At 43.4% G+C, this 21,935-nt stretch carries 20 protein-coding genes and 1 pseudogene; 4 read left to right on the plus strand and 17 right to left on the minus strand.

Annotation, left to right across the window (positions count from 1 at the left end; translation table 11 throughout):
- Nucleotides 1–2 precede the first annotated feature (2 nt).
- The 10 genes and pseudogenes from AC13DA_RS11005 to AC13DA_RS11050 all read right to left on the minus strand — a co-directional run bounded on the left by AC13DA_RS11005 (nt 3) and on the right by AC13DA_RS11050 (nt 8,775).
- Nucleotides 3–830: an ABC transporter permease gene (locus tag AC13DA_RS11005; RefSeq protein WP_284451157.1), complete on the minus strand. Its 828-nt coding sequence runs from the start codon at nt 828–830 to the stop codon at nt 3–5.
- Nucleotides 827–2,095 (minus strand): ABC transporter substrate-binding protein, encoded by a 1,269-nt coding sequence (locus AC13DA_RS11010; RefSeq protein WP_284451156.1) that lies wholly within the window; start codon nt 2,093–2,095, stop codon nt 827–829. Before AC13DA_RS11010 ends, AC13DA_RS11005 begins: the two co-directional genes overlap by 4 nt.
- A gap of 25 nt (nt 2,096–2,120) precedes the next feature.
- Nucleotides 2,121–2,933 (minus strand): ABC transporter ATP-binding protein, encoded by an 813-nt coding sequence (locus AC13DA_RS11015; RefSeq protein WP_284451155.1) that lies wholly within the window; start codon nt 2,931–2,933, stop codon nt 2,121–2,123.
- 151 nt (nt 2,934–3,084) lie between these two features.
- Entirely contained in the window at nt 3,085–3,936 is an 852-nt protein-coding gene (locus tag AC13DA_RS11020) for an MBL fold metallo-hydrolase (RefSeq protein WP_284451154.1), read from the minus strand.
- 27 nt (nt 3,937–3,963) lie between these two features.
- On the minus strand, nt 3,964–4,770 hold the full coding sequence (locus AC13DA_RS11025; protein ID WP_284451153.1) for a sulfite exporter TauE/SafE family protein: 807 nt from the start codon (nt 4,768–4,770) through the stop codon (nt 3,964–3,966).
- 3 nt (nt 4,771–4,773) lie between these two features.
- Entirely contained in the window at nt 4,774–5,925 is a 1,152-nt protein-coding gene (locus tag AC13DA_RS11030; protein ID WP_284451308.1) for an FAD-dependent oxidoreductase, read from the minus strand.
- A gap of 18 nt (nt 5,926–5,943) precedes the next feature.
- Nucleotides 5,944–6,114: pseudogene (locus AC13DA_RS11035) on the minus strand (rubredoxin); the annotation flags it as partial.
- The gene (locus tag AC13DA_RS11040; RefSeq protein WP_284451152.1) at nt 6,111–7,247 is read right to left on the minus strand and encodes an acyl-CoA dehydrogenase family protein; all 1,137 of its coding nucleotides are present in this window, start codon (nt 7,245–7,247) and stop codon (nt 6,111–6,113) included. The gene AC13DA_RS11040 and the pseudogene AC13DA_RS11035, both read right to left, overlap by 4 nt.
- 35 nt (nt 7,248–7,282) lie before the next feature.
- Entirely contained in the window at nt 7,283–7,834 is a 552-nt protein-coding gene (locus AC13DA_RS11045) for an OsmC family protein (RefSeq protein ID WP_284451151.1), read from the minus strand.
- Nucleotides 7,835–8,319: 485 nt separating this feature from the next.
- Nucleotides 8,320–8,775, minus strand: a complete 456-nt coding sequence (locus AC13DA_RS11050) for a protein tyrosine phosphatase family protein (protein WP_284451150.1) — start codon at nt 8,773–8,775, stop codon at nt 8,320–8,322.
- A gap of 224 nt (nt 8,776–8,999) precedes the next feature.
- On the opposite strand from AC13DA_RS11050, the gene AC13DA_RS11055 reads away from it, so the two are divergent.
- Nucleotides 9,000–9,938, plus strand: a complete 939-nt coding sequence (locus AC13DA_RS11055) for an amidohydrolase family protein (protein ID WP_284451149.1) — start codon at nt 9,000–9,002, stop codon at nt 9,936–9,938.
- Here AC13DA_RS11055 and AC13DA_RS11060 read toward each other — a convergent pair.
- The 3 genes from AC13DA_RS11060 to AC13DA_RS11070 are packed head-to-tail and all read right to left on the minus strand — an operon-like array spanning nt 9,935 to nt 12,522.
- On the minus strand, nt 9,935–10,480 hold the full coding sequence (locus tag AC13DA_RS11060; RefSeq protein ID WP_482945947.1) for a DUF3750 domain-containing protein: 546 nt from the start codon (nt 10,478–10,480) through the stop codon (nt 9,935–9,937). The genes AC13DA_RS11055 and AC13DA_RS11060 overlap by 4 nt on opposite strands.
- 6 nt (nt 10,481–10,486) lie before the next feature.
- Entirely contained in the window at nt 10,487–11,860 is a 1,374-nt protein-coding gene (locus AC13DA_RS11065; protein WP_284451147.1) for an ATP-binding protein, read from the minus strand.
- Entirely contained in the window at nt 11,860–12,522 is a 663-nt protein-coding gene (locus tag AC13DA_RS11070; RefSeq protein ID WP_007145076.1) for a response regulator, read from the minus strand. The genes AC13DA_RS11065 and AC13DA_RS11070 overlap by 1 nt, the downstream gene beginning before the upstream one ends.
- A gap of 187 nt (nt 12,523–12,709) precedes the next feature.
- Here AC13DA_RS11070 and AC13DA_RS11075 point away from each other — a divergent pair, with 187 nt between their 5' ends.
- The 3 genes from AC13DA_RS11075 to AC13DA_RS11085 are packed head-to-tail and all read left to right on the plus strand — an operon-like array spanning nt 12,710 to nt 18,456.
- Nucleotides 12,710–13,864, plus strand: a complete 1,155-nt coding sequence (locus tag AC13DA_RS11075; protein WP_284451146.1) for an efflux RND transporter periplasmic adaptor subunit — start codon at nt 12,710–12,712, stop codon at nt 13,862–13,864.
- 12 nt (nt 13,865–13,876) lie between these two features.
- Entirely contained in the window at nt 13,877–17,047 is a 3,171-nt protein-coding gene (locus tag AC13DA_RS11080; protein ID WP_284451145.1) for an efflux RND transporter permease subunit, read from the plus strand.
- Entirely contained in the window at nt 17,044–18,456 is a 1,413-nt protein-coding gene (locus AC13DA_RS11085; protein WP_284451144.1) for an efflux transporter outer membrane subunit, read from the plus strand. Before AC13DA_RS11080 ends, AC13DA_RS11085 begins: the two co-directional genes overlap by 4 nt.
- A 66-nt stretch (nt 18,457–18,522) precedes the next feature.
- On the opposite strand, the gene AC13DA_RS11090 is transcribed toward AC13DA_RS11085, so the two are convergent.
- Genes AC13DA_RS11090 through AC13DA_RS11105 form a run of 4 tightly spaced genes read right to left on the minus strand, consistent with a single transcriptional unit; the run spans nt 18,523 to nt 21,778 of the window.
- Nucleotides 18,523–18,747, minus strand: a complete 225-nt coding sequence (locus AC13DA_RS11090) for a cysteine-rich CWC family protein (RefSeq protein ID WP_284451143.1) — start codon at nt 18,745–18,747, stop codon at nt 18,523–18,525.
- Nucleotides 18,737–19,825 carry an EAL domain-containing protein gene (locus tag AC13DA_RS11095; RefSeq protein ID WP_284451142.1) on the minus strand — a complete coding sequence of 363 codons (1,089 nt, stop codon included), beginning with the start codon at nt 19,823–19,825 and terminating at the stop codon, nt 18,737–18,739. The genes AC13DA_RS11090 and AC13DA_RS11095 overlap by 11 nt, the downstream gene beginning before the upstream one ends.
- A complete protein-coding gene (locus AC13DA_RS11100; RefSeq protein ID WP_284451141.1) occupies nt 19,807–20,814 on the minus strand; it encodes a response regulator in 1,008 nt (335 codons plus the stop codon). The genes AC13DA_RS11095 and AC13DA_RS11100 overlap by 19 nt, the downstream gene beginning before the upstream one ends.
- A gap of 43 nt (nt 20,815–20,857) precedes the next feature.
- On the minus strand, nt 20,858–21,778 hold the full coding sequence (locus tag AC13DA_RS11105) for a GGDEF domain-containing response regulator (RefSeq protein WP_284451140.1): 921 nt from the start codon (nt 21,776–21,778) through the stop codon (nt 20,858–20,860).
- Between the last annotated feature and the right edge of the window lie 157 nt (nt 21,779–21,935).

Genomic DNA, 21,935 nt, shown 5'->3' on the forward strand with positions numbered 1-21,935 from the left:
TATTACTCAATATGCCAGTTAAATTTTTTAATAAAATACTGACAAATCCAGTCCAGCCCATATCCAATCAGGCCTATGACGATAACGATGGCTGCCAATGTGTCGTATTCCAACGTATCTCTAGCATCGTTGATTGAGTATCCAAGTCCACTGGTAACACCTAAATACTCTGCAGGAACAAGCACCACCCAGGCCACGCCAACTGCTAGGCGTATACCAGCAAGAACGTCCGTCATGATTGCCGGCATAATGACGTGTCTTAATACTTGAGTGGTCGAGCCACCCAAGTTTTTAGCTACTTTAAACCAGGTAGGGTCGATACGACGAACACCATGCGCCGTGGAAAAGATAATCGGCCATACCGTAGCCATGACAATCAAAAAGATAATGGCCGAATCCCATGATGCAAAAGCGATAACAGCGATTGGCATCCATGCCAAAGGACTGATCATTCTCAAAAACTGAAAAGGGATATTGGTCAGCTTCATCATGGTACTAAAGTAGCCCACGATCACACCAACCGGAATACCTATAGCCGCACCCCAGAACATACCCACTAAAATACGGTATAGGCTAGAGACGATGCTGTCCCATATACGACCAGTAACCAAGATGTCATAGAGGGCGTGAAAGGTCGGGCCTGGAGCAAATGCTGCAAAAGCTTCAGTATTGGGGGTAGATGAAATGAGATAGCCACCAAACCACCAAACGGCCAGCAAAATACCGATACCCAGAACAGGATAGCCCATTCCCTTTGCTTTATTCCACATCCAGCCAAGGCTGGCACTCCCTACCGAAGAGGTGTTTGTACTCAAGGTCTGTGAACTCATAATTTAATCATCTCTTCTCGGTTAAATGGGTCTTCAGCATTAAATCCGGGGGCATTTTCCCAACCACCATGTTTTTCCATCGCGGCCTTGACGAATTTATAGTCCACCAAATCATTGGCTACGAAATCCGCATCCAGTTTCTGTAAGAAGGTTGTGTCACCACTGACCAGTGTATTTTTCAGTTCATTCACGATTAACTTCGTGGCTGAAGGGAAAGGCCATGGTTGGAAATCAATTCGACCACTGCCCCACTCCGGATGCTGAATGGCATCGGGTGTGGAATAAGTATCGTCATCATAGAGTGTCATAGCTCTTTCAATGACTTTGGCTTTCATTGGCAGGTATTGCTCACCATCTCTTGATAGCAGATGGGCAACTTCTTTTTTATTTTGCTGTGCATACACCTGTGCTTTTACAATGGCATTCATGACTTTCTGGGTCCATTCAGGGTTAGCATTAACCTGGTTTTCATTCATGCATACAACACAGCAAGGATGGTTTCGCCACATATCACCGGTGAAACGCAACATTTTACCGCCGGCGAGCATTTCACCAGCGGCATTAAACGGTTCTGCCACGATGAAGGCATCAATTTTTCTCGCCGCCAGAGCCGGTGGCATATCTGGTGGTGGCATGATTTGTAAATTGACTTCGTTGGGTTTTAATTCTTCATTTTGTGGTTTGATAACAGGTTCCAGTCCCACATGGCGTAAGCCCATTTGTAACACGATATTATGCATCGAGTACCAGTATGGAACGGCCACTTGTTTACCCGCTAAATCAGCAAAACTCTCGACATTAGAATGCTTACCGACCACAATGCCTGAACCATTCAGGTGGGCCCATGACATAATTTTTACTGGAAAATTATTGTTGTAACGCATCCAGATTGGAATCGGTTTTAAAAAGTGAACCAGGTTAAATTTATTGGCAGCAAAGCCTTCAATCAACGGTGACCAACCACGAATCAGGGTCGGCTTTTCTGTTTTCAACCCTTCTTCTTCAAAAAAGCCTTTGGCATGAGCGACCAGTAATACAGTAGCATCGGTGATGGGTAGGTAACCGATACGTACAACTTCGTCTTCTGGAGCCTGAATACCCGCCATGGCGTTTCCACTCGCAAGCAGACCACTGCCAAACATCGCAGCCAATCCACCTACAGCTAGTGCATCCATAAAAAAGTCGCGACGACTCATTTCATACTTCTGAAGATAATCTAATTCTTCTTCGTTCAGGTTATCGCTGTTTTCATTAATATTTTTCATTTAGATCCCCAAATACATTGAATGACTATGCAGCATGATTGCTGACGAGTTTGATGTTTGATTCATTCTTTGAATTTTTTCCAGCGAGTCCATCGTCGGTCTGCTTGAAACGTTGCATGAGTTCATCTCGTAACTGTTGAAAGTTTTCATCAGCGTGAGATCGTGGTCTGGGTAGGTTGACATTTAATTCACCGACAAGCCGTCCAGGATTTTGAGACATGATGAGTACGCGATCTGCCATGGCGATCGCCTCATCAATATCATGAGTTACAATCACCATGGTGATACCGAGGCGCTGACATATCGCAGGGACTTCATTTTGTAAATCGCCTCTAGTGAAAGCATCCAGCGCAGAAAAAGGCTCATCCAATAATAAGACATCGGGTTCAGTTGCCAGTGACCGTGCCAATGCCACACGTTGTTGCTGACCACCCGATAAACTTTGAACATTCACATTTTTTTTGTCATGTAATCCCACCAGATCGAGTAGGTGGTCGACACGCTCACCTGCTTCAGTCTTATTCATACCAGCGAATATCAATCCTAACGCGGCATTCTCTCTAACACTCATCCAAGGGTATAAAGAAGCTTTTTGAAACATCATGTTCCATTTTGCACTGGGTTTGGTGATTTGATGTCCGTTAATTCTGACGCAACCTTCACTAGGCGTAATAAGACCTGCCATCATGTGAAGAAGTGTTGATTTACCACATCCACTTCTACCAATTAATGCGATTAACTCACCACTACGAATTTTATTTTCAAAATCCTTAATAGTGGGTGCTGCACCGGCACTAAATTGATGCGTGATATAGTCGAGCGAAATACTTGCTCCCATGGTGAACTCCTAAAGTAGATGTTTATTGATCATTAGCACATACCGTGCCTGACTTGTAACATATTGATTTATAATTGCATTTATGATTCAAGTACTGTCGACGCTGTCAGGCTTGCATCATTGGTGAACATTGTCGAACAATGTCAGTGCATCATTTGATGGGTAACTTGAAATAGTACTTACCATCATTTTCTGCAGGAGGCAGAACACCGGCTCTGATATTCATCTGAATTGATGGAATTAACAATGCTGGTGCAGCAAGACTTTTATCCCGCTGTTGACGCATATTGATAAATTTATCGATGGTCATATCCCCTGAAAGGTGGATATTGTTTTTTTTCTGTTGCTCGACTGTGAACTCGGGAATGGCTGCTCTGCCATTGGGTGGATAGTCATGACACATAAACAGCCGAGTATCGGCAGGTAATGACAGAATACGTTGAATTGATTGATACAGTGCTGAAGCATCCCCACCTGGAAAGTCACAGCGTGCTGTACCCACATCGGTCGGAAAAATAGTGTCGCCGACAAAGACAATGCTGTTGTCAAAATAATAGGCCATATCGGCAGGTGTATGGCCTGGTACGTGTAGTGCCTGTACTGTAATATCACCGACCTTGAAGATCTCTTCCGGTGCAAAAAAATAGTCGAACAGCCCCTCATCTCTGCAATAGTCAGCCTGCAAATTATAAAGCTTGGTAAAAACAGCTTGTACTTGGCTGATCTGGCGACCAGCCGCTACTCTTCCCCCCGTTTTCTGCTTGATGTACGAAGCAGCAGTCAGATGATCCGCATGAATATGAGTTTCTAATATCCATTCAACATCAAGCTGCTTAGCCCGGGTGAATGCAATAATGTCATCTGCAAAAGCGGTATCAGTTTGTCCTGTTTTTACGTCGAAGCCTAATACTGGATCAATAACTGCACACTGTGACTGTGTATCACTGTAGGCAACATGACTAAATGTTGACGTGGCATTATCAAAAAAAGATTTTACATTCATGTTTATCTCTACCAAGGCTGTTTAATTTCAGATTAGTGTTGAGAAAATCGTTCTGAAGATAAGAAGCAATGCGATTGCAAAAGCAAAACAAGCAAATATCAGGGTCAGTATGCGAGCTGGTATATGGGGTGCTAGAACCCGTCCGGCTAACATGCCCACAACACAAGCCACAACAAAGCCCCACTCGTTTATGGGCTGGTATACCCCTGAGATGAGGCCCATTGATGCCGTTACACCTGTAATGATTGAGATCACTGCTAATGAGGTGGCTATCGTGCCGTGCATTTCCAGATCACTTAAATATCTGACGCCAGGAACAATTAGAAACCCACCGCCTACACCCAGCATGCCACTGAACAATCCAGATAACCCACCAAGTATGGACAGACTTCTAAAGCAACGGTAATTCCAGTTAAATCGTCCAGTAAGTCTGTTTACGGTGCAGCGTTTCATCGCTTGTTGACTGTGAGCATCTGCTGATTGAAACCGCATTTGTACTAATACTCTGCTGGAAATAAACAACATGACGGCACTGAACATCAGCATCAGCAATGGCACAGGCAAAATCGATGATAACCAGATGCCTACTGGTGCAAGCGCAATACCTAATGAGCCCATCAAAAAGGCTGCCTTATAACGAACAAGCCCTTGCCTGAAACCATCTATGGAACCGATGAATGCGGATAGAGCAATCGCCAGTAACGAAATCGGTATCGCTTGTGAGGGGCTGAAGTGAAGGCCGATAACCAGTGCTGGAATGGCTAAAATTCCACCACCGGCTCCGGTTAGCCCTAAAGCTAATCCCACACCTACACCATAAAGCATTGCATCCATTGATCAGGCTGCTTTTCTAACGGCGCCAACACGCAGTGTGGATTGAGTAACATCCCCCACGACTTGTTCCATGTGTAAAAAATCTTGATTATCTTCAATCACTTTCCACTCGCCTTCTTCTGTCGGCAAGCCGTTGAGTTCTATAGGTAACGATTTGATTTTTAATCGAATCGGCGGTGTTCTGTGCTCATAGGATTCTGTTTCCATACCTAAAATATCGTGAGCAATCGCATTCGCTTGCCTTAAAATGGGTTCAATAAAACGACAAGGCACCCCTTCAAAGCTCACACAATCGCCTAAGGCATACACCTGTGGCGCACTGGTTTGTAATGTGGATTTATCTACTTTTATGCCGTTTTCAAAAACAATTCCGGCATGGTCCGCTAGTCTTCTGTCCGTGACGAGGCCTGTGGCAGCAATCACATGGTCAACTTCAATTTTCTGACCTTCTTCAGTGGTGATTAACTTCTGTCCATCAGTTGTCTCAGTAAGGGCTGATACTAAGGTGTTTCCGAGATATTGAATTCCTAGTTGTTTCTGTTTTTCCTGTAGTCGTAAACAGGCAACATCTGGTAACAATGAAGACAAAGGATGAGGCTGAATATCGATTAGAGTGACGTTATGGCCAGCTTGAGCAAAATCTTCTGCCAGTTCACAGCCGATCATACCTGCCCCAACAATAGCGATTTTTTGTGATTTTTCAGACAGCTTCTCACGAAGCCCGCTCCAGCCTGCCAGATCGTTGATTCTCCAACATAGGTGTTCTGGTAAGACACTTGGTAAGGCCGGTCTCGCACCTTGAGCTAAAATCAGATGGGTGTATTTGATCGTGCCACGAGTCGTTCTGATTTGATGAGATACCGTGCTTAATCCGACAACAAATGTGTCACTGTATAATCGAATACCTAACCTGCTCGCTGCATCAGCAGCAGTTTCCCGAATCAAGTCTTTTTTCTTAAGACCTCGGCTGATAGCAATAGATAATTCGGGTTTGTGATAGATATTGGCACTGCAACCACTGATCATGGTTATTGGGATATCGCTATCTAAAGTCCGAATCGCTTTAACTGCTGACCAGCCAGCCATGCCTGCACCAACTACAACAACGCCTTCTTGCTGTGGGCCTGCTGGTGGTTGAACACTGACATGACTGATGTCTTGTTTTACAAAGGGTTCAAAATCGGTTTTAGTGACACCACATAATGGACATTCCCAATCATCAGGAATATCTTCAAAGCGTGTACCAGGGGCTAAGCCACTATCAGGATCACCGAGTTCTTCGTCATATATTAAACCGCATACACGGCAAATATATTGACGCCATGGACTTTCACTATTACTCATTTTGGCATGTCCTCACTCATCAAACGATTCATCTCCCAGCGTAGGTGTTTCATGGCGGGTGTAACGATGGCAACAAAGTGGGCTTCTCGAATAAGGCGCTGTGGCGCCGCCGACATTAAATAGCCTTTCGCGCCCTGGTGCATCAGGGAAGATTGTGAGGCTTTTAAGGCAAGCTCTGCTCCATAGCAACGAGCATCTAATACATCGAGTAGAAAATCTTTACTTCCCTCGTAAGGGGTTTTTGCTAATTTGACGACAGACTCTGATAGCTCATTTAATTCTGCATCAAGCTCATCTGCGCCATGCTGTAGGAATTGGTTAACGTGGCCTAATGTCGTTTCAACAGCTCTGATTTCATCAATACTGCGTTGAATCACACCGGTTGCCATACCTGCCTGTAACAAAATAAAGGCCCCTTTGATTTTTGAAATAAAAGGGGCTGCAGGGTCAGCAATAAGATTGTCATCACCCACAAAATAGTTATCTAAGGTCACAGACCAGGTACTGGTGCCTTCCATACCTGAAAATTCAGGACAGGCTCTGAGTGACACTGAATCATCAATATCCAGTAAAAACATGATTTCGTGAGAGCGAGATCCGTCTGCTTTGTTCACTGCCGCTATCGCACCACAATATTGACCATGTTTGATGTGGCTTACCCATGGCAAGGTGCCAGAGACGTGATAACCACCAGGGACGGGTTTGGCATTGAGTAGCATTGACTCGATACCGGATAATGATTTCATTGGATTTGATAAGGCTGTACCACCAAAGGTGTTGCCATTGGTGTGATCTGGCAACCGTGCTAATAGCGCAGGATTACCAGATTGTTCCATATACAGGCCACACACATCATGACACCAGGTCAAAAAGCCCGTAGAACCGCAGCTTCTGGCGATTTCTTGCATAGCCAAGATGGCGATATCAAACCGATTGCCATGCATATCCAGATGCGCCGCAAACGCACCAGCTCGACCAAGCTTGCCCATGATATCTAGGGGATAGTGTCCTTGATCAATACGATTAGCGGCTTTGGACAATTCCTGTTTTGACACATGACCAACATCCGTGATGATCTGATGTGAGTCTTGCCATAGCATCGAATCTGACATAGCTGTTGCAGTATTATTCATATCCCCTCCGATTTATAAATTAACGTTAAGCTGAATTAATCAACTAAACCGATAGTGAACGGGATAGGATTACGCATGGTGTTTGCTACTGGAGAGTAGAAGTTCGCATGTTGTACAATGCTATCCAGCTCTTCTCTGCTCGCATCGCCTTCTACATCGACTCTGACACGAATAGCTTGGAAACCCATTTCATTAGGTTGTTTCTCAGCACCACCCGCACCCCAGGCTGCTGGATTACCGATATCACCTTCGAGGAAGATTTCCAGTTTTGAAAGCTTGACGTTTCTCCATGTTGCAACGGCTGTAATACCTACTGCCAGACAACCGCCTAAACCAGACAGAACAATTTCACCTGGTGCTGGTGCTGTGTCTTCACCAAATAGATGAAGTGGCTCATCAACAACCACTTCGTGACCGCTGACATGACTTACAGTACGATATTGTCCATCTGTAATGGTGTGCACCTTATTTGTGGTACCCGCTTGTGGGTTGTTTCTGCCACGCTCAGAGAAGGCAACCAAGCCGTCACGGTCAATAGGACGCAGATATGTTTTTACTGTGGTTTGTTCGCTTTCTGCAGATTTCATTTTTTTCTCCAATTTAGTTTGTTCAATAGGCATTGAGTTATGCGCTATTACTAACATTGCGATATGCATGCCAGAACTCAAAAACAATTGAAGAAAAGTTTTAATTCAATATAAATCAAATAGATAAACGTGTTTCATCATGTAGCTATCTGCATTGGCAATAGAGGTGTTTATTGCTTATGGTCGACATTGTCAGACAATGATTATCTTTGTCTTTACATTTCCAAATTAAGTGAAATAGTAAAAAAATATTAATTGCGCAATAGGTTAACGTGAATGAAATGGGGATAAATTAGGCGATTATCCATAACAATGATGAGAGAGATTTAAAACTATATCATTGAATTGTTTAGGTTTGTTGGAGTGAAAATAATGCTTCTGACTGAAGAGATGAGGGTTACTCACGGAGGTAACTTCTGCATATTAATTGCAGAAAATACTAGCGTTACGTGATGTCGAATCTGAGTTTTTCAGTTTTTTTGATGCTATAGATTCTTGCAAAGGCCCGTTTCTGACTGCTGCATAAAGTCAGCCCATACCGTATTTGGTTTCCATGAGGGTAATAATGCCGCGCTCGCTTGCTGCTTTGATTGCCGCTTTACTATAAGAAGGTAAAGATACAAAAAAGCTGACGCCCGGTAGTTCAATGCACAGTGAACCCAGATTTTTCTATCCGAAAGTCCGGCCATGACATTAAAGAATTGGATTAAATGGGTCTGTTTTGGCTCATCAAAGGGTATGGGAATATGGACATAGCTCATGCCTAAGCCGGTGACAATATGGCCTTCATCTGCAATAGCTGAACTGGAATCGGGCATCGCCAGATTGATAATGACTTGATAGCCTTGCTCTGCAATTTGCTCAAACTCATTGACTGCAGGTTGCCCTGAACTGGCAATAGTCGTTGTTACGGCTAAGTAGTTTTTAATGTTGGTCTGCACAGCACTGGTGCTCCATGTTTTATCGTGAGGGTAAGCCTATCATGGCTTATTATCAGGAAACACTATCAGTATATCTATGGCATTATGCCTGCCAGAAGAGCCATGTGAACTCTTGGCTAAAATTACACTCTGAATACCTTTAATAATAAAAATACACTTAACAATGAAGTTAAAAACAGGACTCGCTTTTTCTTTACTGCTGACCAGTCAGCTTGTAACAGCACGTGATTACATCGACGCACATTTACTATGTCGACTTTTTCCAGGAAACAGATGGTATGCCGGCCTTACTCAAGGCAATGGATGAAATCGATATTACGCAAGCAGTGATTATGGGGATTCCCGTTGCTAAGACCTGGGATGAAAATGAACCCAAGAAACCACGCTATTATGCAGGTGATGATGCCCCAATCTATTGGTATAGCGGCACCGATCTTGAATTACATGCTGCTATAGAATCACTCAACCCCGAACAACAAAAACGTTTTATTCCCTTTTTGTCTGGTTTTAATCCGGATGATAAAAATGCGGTGAATCATATACGCCGTGCTTTGGAGCTCAATCCGGGATTCTGGCAAGGCATTGGTGAAGTATTCACCCGTCATGATGATCTGACGGCATTGATTCACGGCAGTGCTCCCCGTGCCAATAGCGAAGCAATGATGAAAGTCTATAAGCTGGCTGCTGAGTATGATTTACCAGTATTACTCCACAGCAATATCACCTCAAAACGTGAGCGTAACCCTCTGTATTTAGAAGAGTTAGAGGATGCTTTAAAAAAGAATCCTGAAGTGAAGTTTATCTGGGCTCATGCTGGCACCAGTAAAGAGTTACATCGTCATCAGGAGGAGCTGGACTTTATCCGCCCCCTTCTGCGAGAGCTATTAGATAAATACGATAATCTGACCATTGATTTGTCGTGGACGATGATTGAACCCTATTTGTTAAATGAAAAAGGTCAGCCTCGTGCTAAATGGCTGGCGTTATTAGAACAATACCCAAGCCGCTTTGTGATTGGCAGTGATGTGGTCGGTAGCTTTGATAACCTGGGCAAAATTATGCATGGCTTTGATCCGGTATTGGATGCCTTACCTGATAATGTCGCTCAAGCCATTGCTCATGATAATTTTTTAGCCTTATTACCTAAAAAGACAGCTGATTAATCTGCGTAACCACTACCGATAGCCCGAAACGGCATTTTTAAGCCCAGTTCTTTGACTTGCAAACCCACCCAGGCTGGGAAGGTATTGCTGTTAGGACCAGGAAATAACGTATAGTCATTGGCCCATGGATAATGCGATACCGCCGTTTTGATTTTGGGGATCAACTCTTCGGCTTTCTGCCCATGCAGGGATAATATTTTTTCCGGTCTGGCACCATACCAATAGGTGTCGGGTGTAGTGGTTTGATATTCCCTTAATGCTGGTAACCCGCGCTTTACACGCCAGCCAACTACTTCATAGACCGTATAACTTGCTGCATTTTCTGGCTTCACCGCAATCCAGGTATGTACGGCAAACCAGCCGCGCCAGCTAAAGGCATCCGCGGCATAGACTTCAATAATGGCTTGTTTCTGTGTCGCCGGATCGGCTGCAATACCAGCTGATTCACGGCTGGCTGTTCGCCAATCTTTTGTTGTACAGCCGCTCAGTGAAAACACTGAAACCAACAAAATACACATTGTTTTTAAGTTGTTATTCATCATAAATAGCTAGTTGAGTGTTTGAGCTGAGTTGAACTCATGGCTGGAATATGGCAATGAAATATCGACACGTAATCCTGCTTTTGTATTAATGATGGTCAATTTACCATTGAGGATATCAATGACGGCCTTGGTAATACTTAATCCTAAGCCGAAATTACCTTTTTTCTTGTCATGAACAAAGCGGTTGGTCACATTGGGTAATAAGTCAGGATTGATGCCCCCTGCTTCATCGGTTATCTGCCAGGTGACAAAGTCTGGATGTTCGGTCACCAGAATAGACACCGATTGTTCCGCTGAAGAAAATTGAATGGCATTTTTGATTACGTTTCTAATTGCAACCGCTACCAACTCCTGTGGTAGCAACAAGTCTTGTTCACTATGAATAATTTTGTGAATCTGGATCTGATTTTCTTGAATCATACCCTGCAATGGCATTAGCGCTTTTGCGGTAATGTCACTCGCTGTGCTGCTGACAGTAATGGACGCCATTTGCTCAGCATCCAGTCTTGCGAGCATTAATAACTGATCCAGCAATTCCGTTAGCTGTTTGACGGCCAGGTTCGCTTGCTTGAGATTATTATCAACAGTTTCACCTTGTTTGAGCATGGCCACTTGAAGCTGTGTAGTAATACCCGCCAGTGGTGTTCTCAGCTCATGAGCTGCATCTGCGGTAAAACGGCGCTCGCTCTCCAGCACCGCTTTGACTCTGGCGAGTAAGGCGTTAAAGCCGGCAATCACACCTTTAACTTCACTCGGCACATCCTCAATTTCTATTGGCGTTAAACTGTTACCCGTGTGTTTATCAAAATGATCCTGTAGCTGTGTCATCGGTTTAAAGACACGCTGGATAATAAAATACAGGGAGATAATTAAGGTCAGAACAGCCAGAATCCAGGGAATAAGTACTCCAATTAATACAATATTGAAGAGCTGACGGCGTTTATCCAGCTTCTCAGCAGTGGTCACTGAAATACCATGTTCGGTCAGTTTGAATACACGCCAGATGGTGCCATTGTCACGAATAAAGCTATAACCATCTTTCACGGAAGTCAGCACGTCCTGATTACCGTCTTCTGTGCTAATAATTAATTCACCATCGATGCGTGTGACATTACATACAATAACCTCAGTATTATCTTTATTTTGTTCAATCTGTTGTATGAGTTCATTAGTCAGTGACGATGACGGTTTTTCATTTTTCACATCATATTGGTGAACAATATGAGATAGCATTTTTGCTGAAGCAGCCAGGCGGTCATCCAAAATCTCTTTCACATCACTTTTGATGGTGTGATACATAAACGGACCGATAGCCAGACATAAAATACCCGTGACCAGTAGTACTGAGATTAATAACTTATTTCTTAAGCTGCCTTTCATTATTTATCAACGGCCAAAAAGTAGCCTAAGCGACGTTCAGTACATATCAGATCGGTACCGAGTTTCTTGCGAAGATTATGTATATGCACGGCGACAGCATTACTTGCCACACCTTCAGCCCAGCCATAGAGTCTGTCCTGAAGCTGGTCTGTATTAACAACTTTACCTGGTTGGTGCATTAAGGCTTCCAGCACAATCAATTCACTTTTGGATAATTTCACAGGCAGACCGTTAGCTTTAACTTCGCCCTTGGTCGGGTTATAGCTGATATGGGCAAAGGTGATAACGTTGTCTGCCCGCCCAGCGATGCGACGGGTGATGGATTGCAGCCGTGCCACCAACTCATCAAAGTCAAAAGGTTTAGTGAGGTAGTCATCCGCCCCGGCTGATAATCCAGTCACTCTGTCTGGTATGGCGTCACGTGCCGTGAGGATAAGCACAGGAATCAATATCTTATTCTGACGCCAGTTGGTGAGTAATGTCATACCATCGTAATCTGGCAGTGATAGATCAAGAATCACCACATCGTAATCGACATGTTGAATGGCCTGATTGGCGGTATTAGCGTCTGTCACCCAGTCAGTGCTGTGACCGAGCGTTTCCAGACCTTGTTTAATGCCATCACCGACAATGTCATTGTCTTCAACCAGTAAAATATACATAGATGATTCCTAAGAATTACACACTTATTATGGTTAATAACATTAAGTGAACATTAAGATCAGCCTAATGTAGGGCTAACAATAGCCACTTAGACTTGATGAAAATTACACATCAAGGTGTATATATTCGCCTTTTGTTGCTTAAGCAAACAACCTGATTGAATTTATTTATATAGAGATGTTTATCATGCGAGCCATTCCTTTAACACTGCTTTCTGCTTTTTCCCTGATGCTGGTTGCCTGCTCTGAGCCAGAGAGTCAGGCACCACAACAGCAAGCCAAGCCTGCTGAAGTCGATGTTGCCATTCCGCTTCAACACAAACTGACGGATTGGGATGAGTTTACAGGTCGCTTTGAAGCCATTAGCAACGTCAATTTACGGGCCCGTGTCACTGGCTACCTTATTGAGAAAAAGTTTAAAGATGGTCAGCAAGTCAAAAAAGGCGACGTGTTGTACGTGATTGACCCTCGCCCATTTCGTTACGAGCTAAAACAAATTCAGGCACAGTATGAACTCGCCAAAAAGGAATTGGATCGTGCCCATCTATTGCGTGAGTCCAATGCAATTTCACAAGAAGAAGTCGATAGACGTTTCCAAGAGCTTCAGATTACCGAAGCCTCATTAAACAATGCCAAGCTACAGTTAGGCTTTACTGAAGTGACCTCACCAATAGACGGTAAAATTAGTGATAGCTATGTTGATGTTGGCAATATGGTCGAAGAGAATCAGACGATTTTGACTCGCATCGTCAGTACGAATCCTATTCACTTCCGCTTTGAAGGCTCTCAAGGCGATTTATTGAAATACCTTCGTCTTGATCGTGCAGGCCAACGCCCCAGCAGTGATTCCAGCCCTAATCCTATTTATATCAAATTAATGGATGAAGATAAGTTTTACCACGAAGGCAAAATGCACTTTGTTGATAACGTGGTGGACAACGCAACCGGGACGATTCAAGCAACGGCGACAGTTAATAATGATGAAGGCATCATTTATCCGGGTTTGTTCGGTCGTGCTCGATTATTAGGTCGTGCAAATTATGATGCGATTTTAGTCCCTGAGAATGCCATCAATACTGATCAAGATAAAAAGTTCATCTATCTCGTCGATGACAACAATGCTATTGAACGTCGTTATGTCAGTGTCGGTAACCTACTTGAAAACGACTTAATCGTCGTCAGCAAAGGCTTATCTGGTGGTGAAAAAGTAGTGGTAAATGGCATTCAACGCATCAGAGCAAGTGGACAGGAAGTCACACCTAACATGACTCAGCTCGAGTGGAAACCGATAGAGGTGCTTGGTAAACAAGCTGAGACAAATACTAAGACTGAATCAAATTAGGACTTATCTACCGTGAACTTTCCAAAATTCTTTATCGATCGGCCTATTTTTGCATCAGTTCTGTCGATTATCGTTGTCATTATTGGCTATATGGCCTATTTAACATTGCCGATTGAGCAATATCCACAGGTCGCCCCACCCACTATTCAGGTGTCGGCAACCTATCCAGGTGCAACGGCTGAAACGGTAGCACAAACGGTGGCAACACCTATTGAGCAGGAAGTGAATGGTGTCGAGGGAATGCTGTATATGTATTCTCAAGCGGCAGCTGATGGCAGCATGACGCTAACCATCACTTTTGAACTTGGAACTGATTTAGATACTGCACAGGTATTAGTACAAAACCGTGTTGCTATTGCAGAGCCTAAGCTACCTGAGAGTGTCCGTAGTCTGGGGGTCACCACATCAAAGAACACCCCGGATCTGATGATCGTGGTTAACCTGTCATCCCCTGATGGTACTTATGATCAAAACTATTTAGCCAATTACGGTGTGTTGAATATACGTGATCGTTTACGTCGTATTAATGGGGTCGGTGAAGTTCGCGTTTTTGGTGCGTCTGACTATGCAATGCGTATTTGGCTTAAACCCGATTTATTACAGTCATATGATATTGCGGCGGGTGATGTTATCTCTGCTATTCGTAGCCAAAATGTTCAAGTGGCTAGTGGGACTTTGAACCGTGCTCCCCAACCCGATCAGAAATATTATGAATATATTATTCAGACTCAGGGCCGTTTAGAAACACCAGAAGAATTCGGTGAAGTCATTGTTAAAGCAAGTGATGATGGTCGTATTGTTCGCTTACGTGACGTAGCAAGAATTGAATTGGGTGCACAGGAGTATGTAACGAAAGGCTATTTGGGTGAAAAACAGGCGGTAGCACTACCTATCTTCCAACGCCCAGGCACCAACGCTATCGAAACGGCTAATCAAATCAAAGCCGAAATGAAAGATATCGCTGCGGATTTTCCACCCGGTATGACCTATGAGTTTGCCTATAACCCCACTGAGTTCATTGAGCAGTCGGTTGATGCCGTAAAAATGACCGTGTATGAAGCCGTATTTCTGGTGGTCATCGTCATCCTTGTGTTCTTGCAAACCTGGCGTGCCGCCATTATTCCGATTGTGGCTATCCCGGTTTCTCTAATCGGTACGTTTGCTGTGATGTCAGCCATAGGATTTTCACTCAACAATCTGACGTTGTTTGGCTTAGTCCTGGCTATCGGTATTGTGGTCGATGATGCGATTGTTATTGTGGAAAACATGGAGCGTAATCTACGTAATGGTTTATCACCAAGAGAAGCCGCTCGAAAGACAATGGATGAAGTCGGCTCAGCATTGATTGCTATGGGGCTTGTACTTGTAGCCGTGTTTTTACCGACGCTGTTCCTAGAAGGTATTTCCGGTAAGTTCTATCAAGCATTTGGTATTACGATTGCTGTAGCAACCATGATTTCTGTGGCTGTGTCACTCACATTATCACCTGCACTAGCCGCTATTCTGATGAAAACGCATGATAATGATGCGCATGAAAAACCAGTGAAATGGTACCGTTCGCCAGTCAAAGCTTTTTTCCATGGCTTTAATCGTGGCATGGAAGGATTATCAAGTCGTTATGGATGGTTAGTAGGTAAAACAATCCGTATGGGCCTGATTATGTTAGTTATTTATGCGGGCCTGATGACATTAACTGCCTTCCAATTTAACAAAGTGCCAACAGGCTTTATCCCTTCACAAGACCAGGGCTCTTTAATTGTGGCCATTACCTTGCCTGAAGGCGCTTCCATGAATGAGACCGATGAAGTCGTTCAGCAAGTCACTAAAAAAATGCTGACGGTGCCGGGCTTAGCCAATACTGTTGGATTTACAGGTTTTTCTGGTGCGACACGAACTTTGCAATCGAACGCTGCGGTTATATTCACGCCGCTCGATCCATTCGAAGATCGTATTGCCAATGGCATTGAGTATAAGACGATATTGAGCGACATGCGTGCTATCGCTGCAAGTTTTAAAAATGCACAGATTGCTGTATTTGAGCGGCCACCTGTACCGGGCATTGGCAGTGCCGGTGGTTTCAAAATGATGTTGCAGGACCGTGGTGGTAGAGGACTTAAAGTACTTGAGCAAGCGGCTACCGATATGGCAGCGGCAGCGAATAGTCCTGATAGTCCTGCCACAACATCGGTATTTTCATTTTTTAATACCAACAATCCACAGATTTATCTGGATATCGACCGAAATAAAGCAGAGCGGCTGAATGTACCTGTTGCTAATGTATTTGAAGCTTTAGAGGTCTTTATTGGCTCAGTTTATGTTAATGATTTCAATTATTTAGGAAGAACATTTAGAGTCACCGCACAAGCTGATGCAGAAGATAGATTAACAGTGGAAGATGCTTTGAGGCTGCGAGTTAGAAGTACGAATGGTGACATGGTACCACTGGGATCCTTTGCAACAGTACGTGATACCTCTGGACCAGCACGTGCACCTCGATACAATTTATATCCTGCTGCCAGCCTGATGGGGAGTGGTCCCGTTGGATACAGTAGTGGTCAAACCTTAGATGCAATGGAAGATTTGGCAGCTAAAATCTTACCCGATGGTATCGGTTATGAGTGGACTGAAATTGCCTATCAGGAAAAATCCACCGGTGATACCGCTGTGTTGGCTTTCTTGTTAGCCGTGGTATTTGTCTTCTTATTACTGGCAGCACAGTACGAAAGTTGGGCTCTGCCCTTCTCCATTATTCTCATTGTGCCAATGTGTCTGTTATCGGCCATAACCGGGGTTTACATGGCCAATATGGATAACAATATTCTCACGCAAATAGGTTTGGTCGTTCTGGTCGGTTTAGCCTCAAAGAATGCTATTTTAATTGTCGAGTTTGCCAGAGAATTGGAACGTCAAGGGCGGTCTGTCTGGGATGCGGCTGTTGAAGCAGCCAGATTGCGTCTGCGTCCAATCCTGATGACCTCATTTGCTTTCATTCTTGGGGTTGTGCCCATGGCCATTGCTCAAGGAGCAGGTGCTGAGATGCGACAAGCATTAGGTATAGCTGTGTTTTCGGGCATGTTGGGTGTAACCTTCTTCGGCCTGATATTCACTCCGGTCTTTTATGTGATTTGTCGACGTGTCGCATTGCACTTCAAACCTGAGAAAACGACAGGAGAAACATCATGAATAAACTGATGCTCTGTACATTAATTAGCCTGTCCATTAGCGGCTGTGCTCAATTTCGTGATTATCAGTCCCCCACGACGGATAGTTCAGTTGAAACCACCCAACTGAGCGATGACAGCTACCAATTTGCTACGGCACAGCAACCGATTGCTGACTGGTGGACTTCCTTTCAGGATCCCCAACTCAGTCAATTGGTTGAAGAAGCTTTATCACATAACCTTGATGTACGTATCGCACTGGCAAACTTGCAAGCAGCTCGGGCTTTATCCAGAGCGGTTGGCTCAGATAGATACCCAACTGTTGAAGCAAATGGTGGCTATAGCCGTAACCTGTATTCTGAAGAAGCACAAAATTCAACAACTCGTGCGGCTGATCTCTATGAAGCGGGATTTGATGCCAATTGGGAATTAGATATTTTCGGTCGTGTCAGTTACGGCATTCAGTCTCAGCTTGCTCAGGAACAAGCTATCGCCGCTGATTTACAACAGATGTATGTCAGTGTGGCTGCTGAAGTCGCCAGACAGTATTTTGTATTGCGTGGCGCTCAATATCGGCTGGATATTGCTCAGCGCAATGCTGAAAACCAAAATGAAACCTTTGAATTAACAGAAAAAATACTCAATGCTGGTGGCGCCAGCGCCCTGGACGTGAGTCGGGCCAGAACACAGTTAAGCCTGACGCGTTCAACTATTCCACCGCTGAGAGCGCAGATAGACTCAACCATCAACAGTCTGTCCGTTCTCACAGGACAAGTGCCAGATGCTTTGCGTAGCAACTTGTCTCAAACCAAAACATTGCCATCTTTGCCGCTCAGCGTGGCAGTGGGTGATGCTCAACAACTACTTAACAGACGCCCAGATATCCGCTCAGCCGAACGTTCATTGGCAGCCAGCGTTGCTGATTATAATCTAAGGGTGGCGGACTTATTTCCTAAAGTAAGTATTCTCGGCTCATTAGGTTTTATTTCGACAAATCTTAGTAGCTTTGGTACATCGGCGCTTGCGGGTTCAATTGGTCCATCGATCAGTTGGCAAGTCTTTGACCGCGATCGCCTCAAAGCTTACGTAGACCAGGCTGATGCCCAAACGGATGCGGCCTTGGCAAGATATGAAAAAACAGTGTTATCCGCGCTTGAAGAAATTCAATCCGCCATGAGTGACTTCTCAAATGAAGAACAACGGCGTGCTGAACTACAACAAGCTGCTGCTTCGGCAAAGCAATCTGCCACCATGGCCAGAAATCGTTTTGATAGTGGCTATGATAATTTTCTTGATGTGTTGGATGCTGAGCGAACACTGCTCGAAGCTGAAGATACGCTGGCAAACAGCGAAATTACCTCAGGTCTTAATTTAGTAGCCATTTACAAAGCGTTAGGTGGTGGCTGGCAGGTAAAACCTCAGCAGCCGTAGTATAAAAAGGGCGTCCGAAAACTGCGCCCTCTTCCTTTTATTTTATTTATGTAAGCGAATGTATTGCTACTGATTCTGGGCTTCTCCTGCTTGCTTTGCTACGCATTGCTGACAGATGCAGGCTTTACCTTTGTGATTGGCGGGCACACTATCTAACAAGCTCTGGCTAAATACCCTGTCCGGCTGATGGCACCAACAATCAGTCGGATTGACAGGCGCTGATATATTTCCACAGGCATTAGGACCACCACATAACGGACATAACAGAGAATCAGAGGGTTCAGCTGTCATCTGTCACTAATTTCAACCACTCATCATGTGGCATAGGTTTGTAAAAGTAATAGCCCTGAATTAAGTCACATGACTTTGAACGAAGATAATTTGCTTGTGTGATTGTTTCCACACCTTCTGCGACAACCTTAAGTTTCATGGCTTTAGCCATTGATATCACCGTATCAACAATCGGGTATTCCCCTTCTTCAGAATTGATTTTATCAATAAATGATTTATCAATTTTTAACTCATTTATGGGTAATTGACTCAGATAACTTAAGTTAGATTGACCTGTGCCAAAGTCATCAATCGCAATCCCAAACCCGGCTGTTTTTAATGCATAGATCACAGACGTTAGCAGATTAATATTCTCAGCCATCACTGACTCTGTCACCTCAAATATAATCTGTTGTGTGGGAACATTATACTGCTTACATATGGCCTCGAAGGTTTCAACCAATTTGGTATCAGCGAGCTGTCGAATACTGAGATTAACCGATATTTTTTTATGAAAATCAGGAACGCACTGTCGAATTGATTTGAGCATTTCACAGGTCTGTTTCAGTACAAAATATCCGATATCTACTATCACACCTGTACTTTCCGCCACGCCAATAAAATCCAACAGATTGAGGGGCTCTGAATTCACATTATCCCAGCGTAATAATGCTTCTGCTGAATCTACCTCATCCGATGCATTGATTTTGGGTTGATAGACTACGCTGAGCTTAGAGTAATCCAGTCCACTCAACATGGACTGTGCCAGTGCAGCGACTTTTACTGTTCTTCCATAGTTGGTATTTTCTACGAAAATAAGCTCACCGGATTTGCCAGCTTGTTTATAATTTTTCAGGGCATCTTCCAGCATGGGTAGCATGGCACCATTTTTTACGATGTCACTTTCAAAGAGAGACATCACCGCACTGATAGACAATTTATGCTTGAGTTGCTGACTGAGCGAATCTAATAAAATAGAAAATGCATCATGAACAGACTCTTTTACATTAGCGTAGTTGATTTTTTCGATAGGTTGGATTGATTTGATGATAAATAAATCACCACCCACACGATATATTCTTACGGGTAGATCTTGCATCGCTTGGACGCCACATCTATCAATAACTGATTACAATGGCCGTGACCATAAACGGCGTTGAGTTCGTTAAATCTATCAATATCAAGCAAACAGCCGAGATAACGCGCTTTGTTGCTTTTTTTACCATAGATTTTTTCTAGATCAAGTTCTAGTGCTTCTCTTGAATATAAGCCTGTTAGAGAATCATATAGCGCTGCTTTTAGTAAACGAGCCTGTGTTAATTTTTTTTCGAACTGATCACGGATAACATATAGGAAGTGATAATCCTGTTCATTTTTATGTAAAGACACCCCCACTTCGACTTCGATAATTTGACCGTTTCGTTTTCGCAACTCCATTTGTTTGAATATCGGGGTGAAATCATTCTGGTCCGTTGCAGCTGATGCCTCTTTGTGATGTGCAAGCTGCTCGACTGGAATAATCTCTCGGATATTTTTATTCGTTAAATTGTTGTAATCAAACAAAGACTGACTGTAGTTGTTGGCCAGTTCAATATTGCCTTCAACATCTGTGATGATAACTGCTTCGGTCAGCATACTTAACAGATGCACAAACTGATTTTTTAGTTGTTCCAGTTGAGACTGTGTTTTCGATTGAACGATGTTAGTGATGTTGCTGCGATTGTTGAGTATTGAACCAATCTTCTTTTCAAGTAGATGTTCATTCACTGGTTTACTAATGAAATCTATCGCACCACTGGATAAGGATTTAAAGTGATTATCAATCTCGCCATGAGAGGTGACTATGATAACGTTAATATGCCTCAGCTGATCGTTGTGACTGAGTTCATTTAAAACATCGAAACCATCAATATCAGGTAGTCCAATATCTAATAAGATGATATCTGGAATAATATCTTTGGCTGTGGCTATTGCGCTTGCGCCTGAGTTAGCAACATAGATATCACCCAGGCTTTTTAGAACGGTTGATAATTCCAGAATAATAATGGGATCATCATCAACAATCAGAATTTTTCTTTCTAGACTCATGCTGTTTACTCGTCCTTAAAAGTCACACAGATCAGCTGTATGTTTATTTGTTATTGTCAACATCAAAATAAGGGGCCACTTTAAAGTTGTTTCTCCCTTGGTTTTTGACTTCATACAACAGATCATCCGCCTTTTTTATAAATTCATTGATATTGTGTTTTGCGTCTCGCTTATTGATAACCACGCAACCAAAACTCATCGTCACATTGATGAATATACCGTTATAACTGTATTGGGAAGAAGAAATAGCCTGTCGCATTCTGGTCAGGATAATGGTCGCTTCAGTTTCAGTAGCTTCACAATAGACTAAGAACTCTTCACCACCAAACCTGGCAGCTGTCTCAAAAGGCCGAATACTATTACGCATACGGTTAGAGACATCGATTAATACGCGATCACCAATTTGGTGACCATAGGTATCATTAATATTTTTAAAGAAATCAATATCAGCAATAATCAGACAATGACTAACCGGTTTATCTGATCTCGCTAATCTGGCAAGGTGAATTTCACATGCTTTGATAGCAGCTCGTCTGTTTAATAAGCCAGTAAGTTCATCGGTATCGGCCAGTGACAAAAGCTTCTTTTGCATAGCAACAATACGTGCACCCACTTTAAGCCGGGCGATAAATACAGCACCGTGAATGGGCTTTTCAATAAAATCGTCCGCCCCCACCTCCAATGCTGTTTGTTCAATTTGCCCCAGAGAATTGGAGGTCACCATGATGATATATGGGGTAATCGTTAAATTCAGTGCTCTGATTTTCTGACACAATTCTAGACCGTTAACTTCTGGCATCATCCAGTCAACAACAATAATTTCTGGTGTCGTATCTCTGTTGGAGGTAATTTCAAGCGCTTTGGTGGCGTTATTCGTTGTGATGGCATTCATCCCTGCCTTTTCCACAAAGCTAATAGTAATCAAACAGTCAATATCATTATCGTCCACAATTAATACGTGCATGTACCTTTGTTTCCATGGCAGTTACAATTCTTATCAAGTCTCTACTTCTGTAGCTTAACTATCAAGGCTTGATGTTCATTTTTTTATGAATTGGTATAGGATAATGTTGTACCAATATTAATTTCTCATTAGACCGTCACACGTGTCGATACAATAA

It is taken from the genome of Methylophaga sp. F-2, assembly GCF_056859315.1.